The sequence below is a fragment of the Microbacterium sp. B35-04 genome, from assembly GCF_010634885.1.
Taxonomy (GTDB): Bacteria; Actinomycetota; Actinomycetes; order Actinomycetales; family Microbacteriaceae; genus Microbacterium.
In genome coordinates this window covers 41,109-54,392 of the sequence record NZ_MWLP01000052.1, presented here as the reverse complement: position 1 = coordinate 54,392, position 13,284 = coordinate 41,109, and the positions used below count along the sequence as shown (strand labels likewise).

The window sequence follows — 13,284 nt, the reverse complement described above, 5'->3', positions numbered from 1 at the left end:
GCGGAGTATCGAAGCGTAGGTCGCGGCGTCGCCGAGACCGGGGATCCTCGCCGAGACAGGGGCGTCGCCCTCGGTCTGGTCCGGATTCCCCGGTCTCGGCGGCGACGACGTCGCCACGAGTGTCATCGTCTGTAACACGCGCGCCGTAGCATCGCTCTCGTGGCCTCTTCGTTCCGCATCCGCCCCGCCGTGGCGGCCGACGGCGCGTTCCTGGGCGACATGGTGGTCGAGGCCGCGAACTGGCGCGAGGGCGGTGCGCGGCCGCGACACGAAGTGATGGACGGCGCCGATCACCGCCGCTACGTCGCCGGCTGGACCCGGCCCGGCGACGCGGGCTTCGTCGCGGAGGACTCCATCGGCCAGCCGGTGGGGGCCGCCTGGTACCGGATGCTGCCACGCAGCGATCCGGGATTCGGCTACGTCGGCACGGGTGTGCCCGAGCTCATCATCGGGGTACGCCCCATCTGGCGGGCGCACGGTGTCGGTCGTGCACTGCTGCAGCGGCTCTGCGAGCACGCGCGGGCAGCGGGCTACGCGCGCATCAGCCTGAGTGTCGAGCGGGGCAACTTCGCGTCGACGCTCTATCGCAGCGAAGGCTTCGCGGTCGTCCGCAGCGGCGTCGGGCGCGACACGATGGTGAAGCGCCTGCGCTGAGAATCCCGGCCTCCCCGCACCCCGTGGGGTCGCGGGTCGGGCGGCGTGGTTGCCGCCGAATGTCGGCGGACCGGCCTACCGTGGGGGAATGGCCAGGAGCTCAAGCCCGACCAAGGGGTCGCGCGCGTCTTCGAGCGCATCGACGAACACGCGCGCGAGCGCGTCGTCGACCGCGCGCAAGCCCGCCGCCAAGCCGGCACCCGCGCCCAAGCGCTACGTCGATCAGCCGGAGCGACCCCCCGTCATCGTGCGGGCCTGGCTGGGCCTCGCCCACGCGACCGGCGGCCTCTTCCGCGCGTTCGGTCCTGAGACCCTCGAGAAGGACCAGCGCCGCGACGGCTTCCCGTTCCTGCTCGTGCTGCTGGCGATCGCCGGCGCCGTCGACGAGTGGTTCTTCATCGGCAACGATGTCGCCGCGAACATCAGCGCCTACACGGTGGGCGCGGCCCTTGGCCGCGAGGCGTTCGTGCTCCCGGTGCTCCTGCTCATGCTCGCCGGCTGGATGTTCCGGCATCCGTCGTCGGTACACGACAACGGGCGGGTCGGCATCGGCTTCGGGCTGCTCCTGGTCACGATCGCCGGCTTCTGCCATGTCGCAGGGGGCCGTCCCCAGCCGAATGCGGGACTCCCTGCGCTGAGTCAAGCGGGCGGGCTCTTCGGCTGGATGCTGGGTGAGCCGCTCGCTCTCGTGCTCACCGACGTGGGCGCCTACATCGTGCTGTCGGTACTGGCCGTGCTCAGCATCCTGATCATCACCAAGACGCCGCCGAACCGCATCGGCCGCCGTCTCGGCGAGCTGTACTCGTGGATGTTCGGCGCCGAGCCGAGGGAAGAGAAGTCGACGGATGCCGCCGCCGCGGCGGTGGCGGAAGACGAAGGTGACCCGTCCATCCCGTTCTGGCGCCGCAACAAGACCGGCCGTGAGAAGGACCCGGAGGGCGGGCTCGGATCCCAGGACCTCACCGAGCTGCTGCCGGCGGGCGCGGCCCAGGGCGGGTTCGAACAGGCCATCGTGCCGCCCGTCACGCCGCCGCCCGCCCCGGCGACCGACGCGCTCACCGAGGTCATCGATCCTGCGGTGCTGTCGGCCGCCAAAGCGGCCTCCTCGTCGCGCACGTCGCTGCGGGACGATGCCCAGATCATCGAGGACGACGGCACCCTCCCGGGCCTCGACGGCATCGGCTCCGTCGCCGCGGTCGACTCGCCGGCGGCCCCGTATCGGCTGCCGTCGGTCAACTCCCTGGCCGCCGGCTCGCCTCACGTCGCACGCTCGCAGGCGAACGACGACACGGTGCGGGCGATCACGAGTGTGCTCGATCAGTTCTCCGTCGACGCGCGGGTGACGGGCTTCTCGCGCGGCCCGACCGTGACGCAGTACGAGATCTCGCTCGGCCCCGGCGTCAAGGTCGAGCGAATCACCGCGCTCACCAACAACATCGCGTACGCGGTCGCGTCGAACGAGGTGCGCATCCTCGCCCCGATCCCGGGCAAGAGCGCCATCGGCGTCGAGATCCCGAACATCGACCGTGAGATCGTGACGCTCGGCGACGTGCTGCGCTCGACCACCGCCGCGAATCAGACGCACCCGATGACGATCGGCGTGGGCAAGGACGTGGGCGGCGGCTACGTGGTCGCGAACCTGGCCAAGATGCCCCACCTGCTGGTCGCGGGCTCGACCGGCTCCGGCAAGTCGAGCTTCGTCAACTCGATGATCACGAGCCTCCTGATGCGCGCCAAGCCCGCCGATGTGCGCATGGTGCTGATCGACCCCAAGCGGGTCGAGCTGACGTCGTACGCGGGCGTCCCGCACCTCATCACCCCCATCATCACCAACCCCAAGAAGGCCGCCGAGGCTCTGCAGTGGGTCGTGAAAGAGATGGACATGAGGTACGACGATCTCGCGTCCTTCGGCTTCCGCCACATCGACGACTTCAACAAGGCCGTCGTGGCGGGCGAGATCACCCTCCCGCCGGGCAGCGAGCGCGTCCTGAAGCCGTACCCCTACCTGCTCGTCGTCGTCGACGAGCTCGCCGACCTGATGATGGTCGCGCCGCGCGACGTCGAGGACTCGATCGTCCGCATCACGCAGCTCGCGCGGGCCAGCGGCATCCATCTCGTCCTCGCGACGCAGCGTCCGTCGGTCGACGTCGTCACCGGCCTCATCAAGGCCAACGTGCCGTCGCGGCTCGCGTTCGCGGTGACGAGCGTCACCGACTCCCGGGTCATCCTCGACCAGCCCGGCGCCGACCGCCTGATCGGCCAGGGCGACGGCCTGTTCCTGCCGATGGGCGCCTCGAAGGCGATCCGCGTGCAGGGCGCGTGGGTCAGCGAGAAGGAGATCGAGTCCGTCGTCAAGCACGTGACGAACCAGGCGCGTCCCGAGTACCGCGCCGACGTGGCCGCCGTGGCCGAGAAGAAGGAGATCGACGCCGACATCGGCGACGATCTCGAGCTGCTGCTGGCCGCGGCCGAGCTCGTGGTCTCGAGTCAGTTCGGCTCGACCTCGATGCTGCAGCGCAAGCTGCGTGTCGGCTTCGCCAAGGCGGGGCGTCTCATGGACCTCCTCGAGTCGCGCGAGGTCGTCGGCCCGTCGGAGGGTTCCAAGGCCCGCGACGTGCTGGTGACGGTCGAGCAGCTGCCGTCGGTGCTCGCGCGCATGCGCGGCGACGACGTGCCGGCGGCGGCGCCTGCGGCAGCGGCGGCTGCGGCGGCAGCCGACCCCTATGGGACGGATGCCGTGGCCTCGCAGTACGACGGCTATCCCGTGGTCGAGAGCGACGACGACGGGTCGGAAGACGCATGGGGTCTCACCGGCCGCGATTGACGGCCTGTGCAACTGTCGAGCCCAGTCGGTCCGCTGCGCGCCGATAGGCTCGGGCCATGGCGATCCCTCGGCAGCTGCCCAACGCGATCACGATCGTGCGCATCCTGTGCGCGCCGGTCTTCCTGTGGCTTCTCCTCGCCGACGGGGGAGCGGACGGCGCGCTGCGCTGGTGGGCGGCGGCGCTGTTCATCGTGGCGATCGCGACCGACGGGATCGACGGCTATCTCGCCCGCCGGCATGACATCGTCACCGATCTGGGCAAGCTGCTCGACCCCATCGCCGACAAGGTCCTCACCGGCTTCGCGTTCGTCGGCCTGTCGATCCTCGGCGAGCTGCCCTGGTGGATCACCATCGTCGTCCTCATCCGCGAGATCGGCATCACGGTGTACCGGTTCATGGTGGTGAGCGATCACGTGCTCGCCGCGGCGTGGATGGGCAAGCTCAAGACGCTCGCCCAGGGCGTCGCGCTGTCGCTCGCGCTCCTGCCGCTGTGGACGCTCGTCGGTGAATGGATCTTCTGGGTGAACGGTGTGCTCATGGCGATCGCCGTGATCCTCACCATCGCGAGCGGCATCGACTACATCGTCACCGAACTGCGTGCCGCGCGCGCCAAGCGGAGGAGCGCGTGACGGGTGCCTCGTCGCCCCGCTCGGCGGACGAGCACGAGGTCCACGAGGCGCCGCCTCGCCCCGACGCCGTCGCGGTGCTGCGGCGCCTTGACGCACGTGACTGGTCGATCGCCGCGGCCGAGTCGCTCACCGGCGGTCGTGTCACGGCTGCACTCGTCGACGTGCCGGGCGCCTCCGCGCACGTGCGCGGAGGAATCGTCGCGTACGCGACCGACGTGAAGGCGAGCCGTCTGGGCGTCGATGCCGAGCTCCTCGCGGCACGAGGCCCGGTCGATCCCGACGTCGCGGTGCAGATGGCGCAGGGCGTGCGAGGCGCCCTGCGCGCGGACGTCGGCCTCGCGACGACCGGAGTCGCGGGCCCCGACCCGCAGGACGACATGCCGGTCGGCACGGTCCACATCGCCGTCGCGACGCCCGAAACGGTGGTCGTCTCTTCGCTCGCCCTCGCGGGATCGCGCGACGAGATCCGCACGCAGACCGTGCGGCGCGTGCTGGAGCTGGCGCTCACCGTGCTGTGAGGCATCCGAGGTCCATGGTCGTTCGGGTCGGGAACAGACGGTGTTTCGTCTCGGTTACATTCGGTGATTCCCACCCATTGCCCAGTTGTCGGGATTAGATTGGCATCATCCGGTGCTGTACTGTTGGGCACCCGGAAGACGGTGGAATCAGAAGTGAGGAGGGGCCCTGATGATCCTGGTACGTCAAGAGATCGGTGAAGTGCTTCGTGATTTCCGCCAGCAGAAGGGACGCACCCTCCGCCAGGTCGCGGGACGCGCGAGCGTCGCACTCGGCTACCTGAGCGAGGTCGAGCGCGGCCAGAAGGAGGCCTCGAGCGAGATCCTCGCCTCCGTGGCCGAAGCGCTCGACGTCCCCATTTCGACGATCATGCGCGAAGTGGGCGACCGCATCTCGGTGCTCGAGGGAATCCAGACCTTCCCGGACGTGGTTCCCGACGACCTCGTGGCCTCGGTCGACGCCGAGCTCTCGCTGCGCTGACCCGGTTCCGCCCTCACGCAGCCAGGAACCGCCGATCACCATGCGTCGCAGTGAGTTCGACCGCGCTGTCGCGGACGAATTCGGCGCGCGTGCGAACGCCGTGGTGACGGATCTGTTCCTGTCGCAGGTCGGAGGCCGCACCGCCGCGGAGGCGATCGCCGCCGGTGTCGAGCCGCGCGAGGTGTGGCTCGCCCTCTGCGACGAGCTCGACGTCCCGGCCGAGCGCCGCTACGGCGTCGGACGACTCGAACCGCGTCGTCGCTGAGCGCTTCTGCGCGTTCTCCGTCCCGCCGCGGTCGTCGTTCCGTGCGATTTCGCGCGGCGTGTCATCGAAGAAGTGTTCGAGAACGGCGTAGGCTCCTGCACAGCAGGTGTCGAGAGCGCGTTTTCCACGGACGCGGGAGGAGCGAAGACGGATGTCGGAGCCCCTCCCTAACGTGAACAGCGTCGAACGACACCTCACGCCTTGTCGCAGCATTCGTCCCACCGGGCCGGAGCGCGACAGCCTACAGGCGACGGAACGCGAGCATAGAGGAGCACGTCATGCCATCACCCGTTGACCGCGAGAAGGCCCTGGAATCAGCCCTCGCCCAGATCGACCGGCAGTTCGGAAAGGGCTCGGTGATGCGCCTCGGCAGCGACGAGCGCGCCCCCGTAGAGGTCGTGCCCACCGGCTCGATCGCCCTCGATGTCGCCCTCGGCATCGGCGGACTCCCGCGCGGCCGCATCATCGAGATCTATGGTCCGGAGTCGTCGGGTAAGACGACGCTCACGCTCCACGCGATCGCCAACGCGCAGCGTGCCGGCGGCATCGCCGCGTTCATCGACGCGGAGCACGCTCTCGACCCCGACTACGCGCAGAAGCTGGGCGTCGACATCGACGCGCTGCTCGTGTCGCAGCCCGACACCGGTGAGCAGGCGCTCGAGATCGCCGACATGCTGGTGCGTTCCGGCGCCATCGACCTCATCGTGATCGACTCGGTTGCGGCGCTCGTGCCCAAGGCCGAGATCGAGGGCGAGATGGGCGACTCGCACGTGGGTCTGCAGGCGCGCCTCATGTCGCAGGCGCTCCGCAAGCTCACGGGTGGCCTCAACCAGACCAACACCACGATGATCTTCATCAACCAGCTGCGCGAGAAGATCGGCGTGTTCTTCGGCTCGCCTGAGACCACCGCGGGCGGCAAGGCCCTGAAGTTCTACGCATCGGTGCGTCTCGACATCCGTCGCATCGAGACCCTCAAGGACGGCACCGAGGCCGTCGGAAACCGCACGCGCGTCAAGGTGGTCAAGAACAAGATGGCGCCGCCGTTCAAGCAGGCGGAATTCGACATCCTGTACGGCGTCGGCATCTCGCGCGAGGGCAGCCTCATCGACTTCGGCGTGGAGCACGCCATCGTCAAGAAGTCCGGTGCCTGGTACACCTACGAAGGCGAGCAGCTCGGCCAGGGCAAAGAGAACGCGCGCAACTTCCTCATCAAGAACGAGGACGTCGCGACCGAGATCGAGTCGAAGATCAAGACGAAGCTCGGCATCGGCGTCCCCAAGGGCGCCGTCGAGGGCTCGGTCGAAGACGAGCTGGCCGCGCGCCGCCCGGCGTGATGGTTCGATTCGTCGACAGCGGGGACGAGTCCGACGTCGGGACCGACGACGGACTCGCCCCCGTGACGCCGCTCTTCGGCGGCGGGGGAGCGCGGTCATACCCGACGACCGCCGCCGAGGTTCAGCGGGCGCTCGAGGATCGCCTCCAGACGAGCCTCGACGCCCCGACCTCTCCCCGCTCGGCAGCTCAGACCTGGACAGATCCCATTCCCGAGGACGTGACGCCGCTGCCCCCGGATGTCACACCGACGTCCGAGAGCGCCGCGCCGATCGATCTGGCCGCCGCGCGTATCGACCGAGCGAGCTCGGGCGGACGCGGCCGCCCACGCAAGCCTGCCGGCGCCGGCGCCGGCGCCGGTGACGATGCCGACGCGGCGGCGACCGCTGAGCGCGGTCTCGTGAAGAAGCTTCGCGGGCGCCAGCTCTCCGTGTCGGAGGCCAAGACCTACCTCGGCCAGTACGACCTCGATGCGGACGCCGTGGCTGCCATCCTCGACGCCTTTCTCGAGCGCGGCTATCTCGACGACATGCGTCTGGCCGAGCAGGTCGTGCACTCCGGCGTCGATCGCAAGGGACAGGGGCGCCAGGTCATCGCGCAGAGCCTCGCCAAGCGCGGCGTGCCTCGTGACGTGGCCGACGCGGCGCTCGCGGAGCTTCCCGATGACGATGCCGAACGCGCCCTCGAGTTCGCGCGGTCGAAAGCCGGCTCCCTGCGTGGACTGGAACGTGATGTCGCGCTTCGCCGACTGGCGGGGCAGCTCGCACGGCGGGGATACGGCGGCTCCATGGCGCTGAACGCCGCGCGGACGGCTCTCGAAGAGGCGATGCGTCCCGCCGGCCGGGTGAGGTTCGAAGAGAGCTGAGCGGGTGCCGTCCGACACGGTCACCGTCAGGCGGGGTAGCCGCTGCCTCGCAGCGACGCGGTGACGCTCGGCATCCGCTGACGCGCCGGGCGCGGCATCCGTCCGCAGTCTCTGTCCTGGCGCACGGCTCGTAGAATGGCGGGATCATGTCTTCGCCTTCTGCTACTCCGACTCTCATCGCGCCGTCGCCGGCCGCGAACGACGTCGACGGCCGCGCCCGCACCTACGAGGTGCGCACGTTCGGCTGCCAGATGAACGTGCACGACTCCGAGCGCCTCTCCGGTTCGCTCGAGAGCGCCGGCTACGTCCGGGCTGAGGCGGGCGAAGAGGCTGACGTCGTCGTCATCAACACGTGCGCCGTCCGCGACAACGCCGCCGGCAAGCTGTATGGCACACTGGGCCACCTCAAGTCCCGCAAGGACAAGCACGACGGCATGCAGATCGCCGTCGGCGGATGCCTGGCGCAGATGGACAAGGACACGGTGCAGCAGAAGGCGCCCTGGGTCGATGTCGTCTTCGGCACCCACAACATGGGATCTCTGCCGAGCCTGCTCGAGCGTGCACGCCACAACGGCGAGGCGGAGCTCGAGATCCTCGAATCGCTCGAGATCTTCCCCTCGACCCTTCCCACCAAGCGCGACAGCATCTACAGCGGCTGGGTGTCGATCTCGGTCGGCTGCAACAACACGTGCACGTTCTGCATCGTGCCGAGCCTGCGCGGCAAAGAGAAGGACCGTCGCCCCGGCGACATCCTCAACGAGATCCGCCTCCTTGTCGACGACGGCGCCATGGAGGTCACCCTCCTCGGCCAGAACGTCAACTCGTACGGCGTCGAGTTCGGCGACCGCCAGGCGTTCGGCAAGCTGCTGCGCGCGGCGGGCGCGATCGAGGGACTGGAGCGCATCCGCTTCACCAGCCCGCACCCGGCGGCCTTCACCGACGACGTCATCGACGCGATGGCCGAGACGCCTGCCGTCATGCCGCAGCTCCACATGCCGCTGCAGTCCGGCAGCGACCGCATCCTCAAGGCGATGCGCCGGTCGTACCGCAGCGAGCGGTTCCTCGGCATCCTCGATCGGGTGCGGGCCAAGATGCCCGACGCGGCGATCACGACCGACATCATCGTCGGGTTCCCCGGCGAGACCGACGAGGACTTCGAAGACACCATGCGGGTGGTGGAGCAGGCGCGCTTCGCGAGTGCGTTCACCTTCCAGTACTCGATCCGCGAGGGCACACCGGCGGCCACGATGCCCGACCAGGTGCCGAAGGAGGTCGTGCAGGAGCGCTACGAGCGCCTGATCGCCCTGCAGGAGCGCATCTCGCTGGAAGAGAACGAGAAGCAGCTCGGCCGCGAGCTCCAGGTGCTCGTCTCCTCGGCCGAGGGCAAGAAGGACGCAGAGACGCACCGGCTCACCGGCCGGGCCGAAGACAACCGTCTCGTGCACTTCGAGGTGCCCGCGGGCTCCGAGGTCCCTCGCCCCGGCGACGTCGTGTCGGTGGTGGTGACGCATGCCGCGCCGTTCCATCTCCTCGCCGACGCGCCCGAGGGCGCGCCGCTGCGCATCCGCCGGACGCGGTCGGGCGACGCCTGGGACCGTGCGCAGGCCGAGTCGTGCGCCGTGCCGGCGCCGGCGGGGGAGTCAGGCGCACCGCGCGCCGTGTCGCTCGGACTGCCGACGCTCCGCCTCGGCGTCTGAGTCCGACGGTGAGCCCCCGGCCTCCGGCGGACGACGCCGCGGCCGCGCGGCCGCAGGTGTGGGCCGTCGTCGGCGCCACGGGTACCGGCAAGACCGCTCTGTCGCTCGACCTCGCCGCGGCTCTCGAGGCGCGCGGGCGGCCGGCTGAGATCGTCAATGCCGACGCCATGCAGCTCTACCGCGGCATGGACATCGGCACCGCCAAGCTTCCCGAAAGCGAGCGGCGCGGCATCCCGCACCACCTCTTCGACGTGCTCGAGGTCACCGACGACGCGGCGGTCGCCTGGTATCAGGATGCCGCGCGCACCGCGATCCGCGAGATCCACGGCCGCGGCGCCGACGCCGTACTGGTGGGCGGGTCGGGCCTGTACGTGTCGAGCGTGCTCTTCGACTTCCGCTTCCCGCCCCGCGACGAGCTTCTGCGCGCCCGGCTCGAGGCGGAGCTGGATGCGCACGGTCCCGGTGCCCTCTACGCCCGGTTGCGCGAGATCGACCCGGCCACGGCGGCCAAGGTCGACCCCCGGAACGGCCGCCGCGTGGTGCGGGCCCTCGAGGTGCTCGAGCTCGGGGAGCGCACGCACGGCGCGGTGCTTCCGTCCGAGCCCGTGCTCTGGCACGACGCCACACGCATCTTCGGAGTTGCCGTGCCCCGGGACAAGCTCGTCGTCCGGCTCGACATCCGCGTCGAGGGGATGTGGCGCGACGGGATCCTCGACGAGGTGCGCGCGCTGCGCGACGAGGGGCTCGAGCGCGGCGTCACCGCACGCCGGGCGATCGGCTACGCGCAGGCCCTCGCCCAGCTGTCGGGCGAGATGACCGAAGGTGAGGCGATCGCCGAGACCCAGGCGCTCACACGCCGGTACGCCCGCCGCCAGGTGTCGTGGTTCCGGCGCTACGACGCGCTGCGCTGGGTGGAATCCGGCGTGGATGCCGCGGTCCTGGCAGACTCGTCGGCATGAGCATCGCGATCCGGTCCTTCATCCTGGCCGACACCGAAGCCGTCGTGTCATTGTGGCAGGCGACGGGGCTCACCCGCCCGTGGAACAACCCGTACCAGGACATCAGCCGCAAGCTCTCGGTGCAGCCGGAGCTGTTCCTTGTCGCGGTCGACGGCCGCACCATCGTGGGTTCAGTCATGGCGGGGTACGACGGACACCGCGGCTGGCTCTACTACCTGGCGAGCGCCCCCGACCGGCGCGGGCAGGGGATCGGCAGGCTGCTGGTCGAGGCGGCCGAGGAGCGTCTGCTCGCGATGGGGTGTCCGAAGGTGCAGCTCATGGTGCGCCCCGACAACAACGCCGCGCAGGGCTTCTATCGCGAGCTGGGCTACGAGCCCTTCGAGACCTGGTCGACGGGCAAGCGCCTCATCGCCGACTGACCGGCGCGTCGACCGCCGGCGTGCTGTCACCTGGCTCATGGTCGGCGGGCTCTTCGATGGGGCCTCCCTCGTAGTAGCTGCGAAGACCCCGGCGCAGCCGGTGTGTCAACGAGCCGACTGCGCTGCCGACCGGCCGGCGATCCGCCTGCGGCGCGCCGTCGGGCATGGCGAGGCGAGCCCGCTCGGTCTCGTCGAGCGGCTGATGGATCTCGACATACTCCCCGCCGGGAAGGCGGACGATCCGCCCCGTCTCATAGCCGTGGTGGAGCAGGCCGGCGTCCTTCCGCTGCAGGCCGAAGCAGATGCGGCGAGCCACCGTGAAGGCCAGGAACGGCCCGACGACGAGTGCCACTTGGAGTGCCGAGATCACGTGCTCGATGCTCACCGAGAACGCCGTGGCGATGACGTCGGCGCCGCCCGCGGCCCAGAGCACGCTCACTAACACCAGGCCGGCGACGCCGAGGCCGGTGCGCGTCGGGGCGTGGCGCGGCCGGTCGAGGAGATGGCGGTCGCCGCGGTCGCCTGTGACCCACTCCTCGAGGAACGGGTAGGCGCCGACGACGGCGAAGAAGACGCCGACGACGGCCAGTGGCGCGAGGATCGCCAGCGTCCACGTGCGCCCCAGCCACACGACCTCCCAGCCGGGCGGCACGAGCCGCAGGGCTCCGTCGAGGAACCCGGTGTACCAGTCGGGCTGGCTCCCCGCCCCGGCGTTGCCCGGGTCGGCCGGGCCATAGAGCCAGATGGGGCTCACCGTGACCGTCGCCGAGATGAGCAGCAGCAGGCCGGTGACGACGAGGAACAGCCCGCCCGCGCGCGCGGCGGCCGTCGGGATGAGTGTGACGCCGACGACGTTCTCCGGCGTACGGCCTCGCCCGGGGAACTGCGGCGGGCCCTGCCGCCACGCCCTGAGGGCTCGCAGCGCCACGAGCACGAGGAGCGCGCCGGGGAACACCACGATGTGCAACGGGTACAGGTTCTCGATGATGCGACCGGGGAAAGGCCCGCCGAAGAGCGCCGACGCGAGCCACGTGCCGATGACGGGGATGCCGAGGAGAATGCCTTCGACGATGCGCAGGCCGGTGCCGGAGAGCATGTCGTCGGGCAGCGCGTAGCCGCTCCATCCGCTCGCGAGGGCGGCGATCAAGGCGAGGAGCAGCAGCACCCACATGGCGCGTCGCGGCCGTCGGAAGGCCCCGGTGAAGAAGGTCGTCACCAGCTGCACGGTGATGGCTGCGGGCAGGAGCAGCGCGGCCCAGTGATGCGCCTGGCGCAGCACCACGCCGCCGGGCACGTCGAACGTCACGTGCATCGTCGAGGCGAACGCCTCCGACACCGTGGCGCCGTGCAGCGGCGCATACGACCCGGCGTAGACCGTGCCCTCACTCGAGGGTGTGTAGAAGAACATCAGCAGGATGCCGGTCACCGTCACGACGACGAGGGACGCCAGGGTGACGATGCCGAACAGGTTCGTCCAGTGAGTGGGCACGCGGCGCCGCCGCAGTTCCGCCCATGTCTCGTCGATGCGGTGACCGAATACCGCGATCCTCCCGACGCTCTCGGCGGCCCGGTCCGTCACGGATCGACGGCGGTGGTCCTCGTCGCCCGCCCTCTCTGTCTCGCTCGCGATCCTTCGCATGCCGTCTCCTCGTGATGGTCCTATCCACAAGACACCGCGGGGCTGCCGTATGTGACAGCGACCACCTCCGGCGCCGGGGAGGAGGGTGCGCCGGCGACCGTAGACTGTGACGATGCCGCAGACGATCGCGTTCACCAAGGGCCACGGCACGGGCAACGACTTCGTGATCGTCCCCGACCCCGAGGGCGCGCTCGATCTCACCGACGACCAGGTCGCGGTGCTGTGCGACCGGCGCTTCGGCATCGGCGGCGACGGCATCCTGCGGGTGGTGCGCGCCAGCGCGATCGCCGAGGGGGCCGAAGCGGTGGGCTTCGGCGCCGAGTGGTTCATGGACTATCGCAACGCCGACGGCTCGAAGGCCGAGATGTGCGGCAACGGCATCCGGGTCTTCGTGCGCTACCTCGTGGACGTCGGCTGGGCCGATGTCGACGCGGCGCCGCTCGCCATCGGCACCCGGGCGGGCGTCAAGACCGTCACCCGCAGCGACGGCGCACTCGGCGAGAAGGGTTTCGAGGTCGACCTCGGCGGGTTCGCCATCGACGACTCGGGAGTGCTGGTGCGCACCCGTGCGGGCGGCGCTCCCCGTCCGGGCATCGGGATCGACGTCGGCAACCCGCACGTCGTCGTGGCGCTCCCCGACGATGCCGAGCTCGAGGGCCTCGACCTTGCGGCACAGCCGCAGCTGCATCCCGAGCCCCCGCACGGCGCCAACATCGAGTTCGTGGTGCCCAGCGACCCGCTCGTGCACGAGGGGGTCGGATCGATCCGCATGCGCGTGTTCGAGCGCGGGGTCGGCGAGACGCTCAGCTGCGGCACGGGCGTCGCGGCCGCGGCTCTTGCGGTGAGGCACTGGGCAGGCCCCGCGGCCCCCGACCACTGGGTCGTGGACGTTCCCGGCGGCACCCTCGGCGTGCGGATGCCGGAGGTCGCAGGCGAGCGGCACGTGCTGCTCTCCGGGCCCGCGACCCTGGTCTACACCGGCGAAGTCACGCTGGCCTGACGGCT

Annotated in this window: 13 protein-coding genes; 12 read left to right on the top strand and 1 reads right to left on the bottom strand. The window is 70.3% G+C overall.

Annotated features, from left to right (window positions below; all coding sequences use genetic code 11):
- Positions 1–159 precede the first annotated feature (159 nt).
- The 11 genes from B1729_RS13180 to B1729_RS13130 all read left to right on the top strand — a co-directional run bounded on the left by B1729_RS13180 (position 160) and on the right by B1729_RS13130 (position 10,640).
- Positions 160–654: a GNAT family N-acetyltransferase gene (locus tag B1729_RS13180; RefSeq protein WP_163620674.1), complete on the top strand. Its 495-nt coding sequence runs from the start codon at positions 160–162 to the stop codon at positions 652–654.
- 88 nt (positions 655–742) lie between these two features.
- Positions 743–3,478 carry a DNA translocase FtsK gene (locus tag B1729_RS13175; RefSeq protein ID WP_163633132.1) on the top strand — a complete coding sequence of 912 codons (2,736 nt, stop codon included), beginning with the start codon at positions 743–745 and terminating at the stop codon, positions 3,476–3,478.
- Positions 3,479–3,534: 56 nt separating this feature from the next.
- On the top strand, positions 3,535–4,107 hold the full coding sequence (gene pgsA, locus B1729_RS13170) for a CDP-diacylglycerol--glycerol-3-phosphate 3-phosphatidyltransferase (protein WP_163633130.1): 573 nt from the start codon (positions 3,535–3,537) through the stop codon (positions 4,105–4,107).
- 74 nt (positions 4,108–4,181) lie between these two features.
- Entirely contained in the window at positions 4,182–4,625 is a 444-nt protein-coding gene (locus tag B1729_RS13165; RefSeq protein ID WP_239539633.1) for a CinA family protein, read from the top strand.
- 169 nt (positions 4,626–4,794) lie between these two features.
- The gene (locus B1729_RS13160; RefSeq protein WP_163620678.1) at positions 4,795–5,103 is read left to right on the top strand and encodes a helix-turn-helix transcriptional regulator; all 309 of its coding nucleotides are present in this window, start codon (positions 4,795–4,797) and stop codon (positions 5,101–5,103) included.
- 40 nt (positions 5,104–5,143) lie between these two features.
- A complete protein-coding gene (locus B1729_RS13155) occupies positions 5,144–5,368 on the top strand; it encodes a DUF3046 domain-containing protein (RefSeq protein ID WP_163620679.1) in 225 nt (74 codons plus the stop codon).
- A 278-nt stretch (positions 5,369–5,646) separates the two neighbouring features.
- Positions 5,647–6,702 (top strand): recombinase RecA, encoded by a 1,056-nt coding sequence (gene recA / locus B1729_RS13150; RefSeq protein ID WP_163620680.1) that lies wholly within the window; start codon positions 5,647–5,649, stop codon positions 6,700–6,702.
- A complete protein-coding gene (locus B1729_RS13145; RefSeq protein WP_163633126.1) occupies positions 6,702–7,565 on the top strand; it encodes a regulatory protein RecX in 864 nt (287 codons plus the stop codon). Before recA ends, B1729_RS13145 begins: the two co-directional genes overlap by 1 nt.
- Positions 7,566–7,711: 146 nt before the next feature.
- Positions 7,712–9,262, top strand: a complete 1,551-nt coding sequence (gene miaB / locus B1729_RS13140) for a tRNA (N6-isopentenyl adenosine(37)-C2)-methylthiotransferase MiaB (protein ID WP_163633124.1) — start codon at positions 7,712–7,714, stop codon at positions 9,260–9,262.
- Between the two features lie 8 nt (positions 9,263–9,270).
- The gene (miaA, locus tag B1729_RS13135) at positions 9,271–10,221 is read left to right on the top strand and encodes a tRNA (adenosine(37)-N6)-dimethylallyltransferase MiaA (protein WP_163633122.1); all 951 of its coding nucleotides are present in this window, start codon (positions 9,271–9,273) and stop codon (positions 10,219–10,221) included.
- On the top strand, positions 10,218–10,640 hold the full coding sequence (locus B1729_RS13130) for a GNAT family acetyltransferase (RefSeq protein WP_163620684.1): 423 nt from the start codon (positions 10,218–10,220) through the stop codon (positions 10,638–10,640). Before miaA ends, B1729_RS13130 begins: the two co-directional genes overlap by 4 nt.
- Here the strand turns inward: B1729_RS13130 and B1729_RS13125 are convergent.
- Positions 10,627–12,279 (bottom strand): cytochrome b N-terminal domain-containing protein, encoded by a 1,653-nt coding sequence (locus B1729_RS13125; protein WP_163633120.1) that lies wholly within the window; start codon positions 12,277–12,279, stop codon positions 10,627–10,629. The two genes, B1729_RS13130 and B1729_RS13125, sit on opposite strands and share 14 nt — an antisense overlap.
- A 112-nt stretch (positions 12,280–12,391) precedes the next feature.
- Here B1729_RS13125 and dapF point away from each other — a divergent pair, with 112 nt between their 5' ends.
- Entirely contained in the window at positions 12,392–13,279 is an 888-nt protein-coding gene (dapF, locus tag B1729_RS13120; RefSeq protein ID WP_163633118.1) for a diaminopimelate epimerase, read from the top strand.
- Positions 13,280–13,284: the final 5 nt, after the last annotated feature.